The 1,306-nt window shown below is 70.2% G+C and carries 1 protein-coding gene; it reads right to left on the bottom strand.

The window, feature by feature from the left end:
- Window positions 1-1,306, bottom strand: a 1,306-nt coding sequence (locus NKI72_RS35040) for a condensation domain-containing protein (protein WP_352852257.1), incomplete at both ends; no start/stop codon positions are given.

Below are 1,306 nucleotides of genomic sequence, written 5' to 3'. Positions count from 1 at the left end.
TCGAACAGCTCGTGGACGCACCGCTGCGACGGATAGGCCGCCGCCGTCCGGTTCAGATCCTCCAGCAGATAGGTGCGCTCGGCGGCCGGCAGGATATCCAGCTCCCGCACCGGCCTGTCGGGCGCCCGCTCCAGCGCCTCCGCCAATTGCTCGAGCACGTGCTGCATGTAGCCGCAGACCCGATCCGCAGACACCGGCTCCACCACCTGCGCCGTCAGGCCGAGCGCCTCGCCATAATCGTCCACCGACAGGGTCAGCGGATAGTTGGTGCGCTCCTCCCCGCCCAGCCATTCCACCCCGGACAGACCATCATCCGTGCCGGAGCCGGCCATGGCCGCCGGCGTGTTGTGACGGTAGTTCAACAGCGCGCTGAACAGCGGCGCCGGCGCCGCAACGCCGCTGCAGCGTTGCGCCAGCGCCAGCGAGGCATGCTCGTGCGCCAGCAGCTCGGAAAGCCGCGCATGCGTGGTCCGCACGCTCGCCGCGACCCCGGTTCCGTCCAGGTCAAGCCGCACAGGCAGGGTGTTGATGAACAGGCCCAGCGCCCGGTCGGCGCCCGCACCCGCATGCATGCGGCCGAACAGCACCGTGCCGAACACCACCTGCTCTCGCCCGCTGCTGCGCGCTACCACCTGACCCCAAGCCAGATGGCACAGGCTGGCCAGGCTCACCCCCAGCCGCCGCGCCTGCTCCCGCAGCCGATCGTTGAGCGCCTGCGGCAGCATCCGCCGCGCCTCGCCGACCCCGCTGCCGTCGCCGCGCACCTCGCCCAGCCCGAACGGCATGGTCGGCTCGTCGATGTCCGCCAGCATCGAGCGGAAGAACTCTTCATGCGCCTTGGCATCGACACCCAGCCGTGCCTGCGCCACCAGATTGCGGAACGGCTGCGGTGCCGCAAGCTCATGCGCCTGCCCGCCGAGCACGGCCCGCACCTCGGCATGCATCACTTCCAGCGTCGTGTGATCGCCGATCAGATGGTGCTGCAACTCCAGCAGCAGCCAGCGCCCGCTGCCGGGCTCGCGCGCGATCCCAAACCGCAACAACGGCGCGCGGCCAAGGCCGATGCGGTGCCGGCGCGGATCAAACCGGCGCCTGAGCTCCTCGGCGCCGGAACCGTCACACGCATCCAGCTCGACCTCGGTCACCTCCAGCGGCGCACGCCGCCACACCACCTGGGCCGGGCTCGACAGCCCCTCCCAGACAAAGGCCGTACGCAAAATGTCGTGTCGGTCCACCACCTGCTGAACGGCGCCAAGATAGCGCTCCAACTGGCCGCGCTCGGCAAACGCCATCTGCGAGACCAGCA

Source organism: Mesorhizobium sp. M0437, assembly GCF_040321335.1.
Lineage (GTDB): Bacteria > Pseudomonadota > Alphaproteobacteria > Rhizobiales > Rhizobiaceae > Mesorhizobium.
Note: the sequence above shows the minus strand (reverse complement) of the source record. Positions and strands in the feature narration are given on the sequence as shown.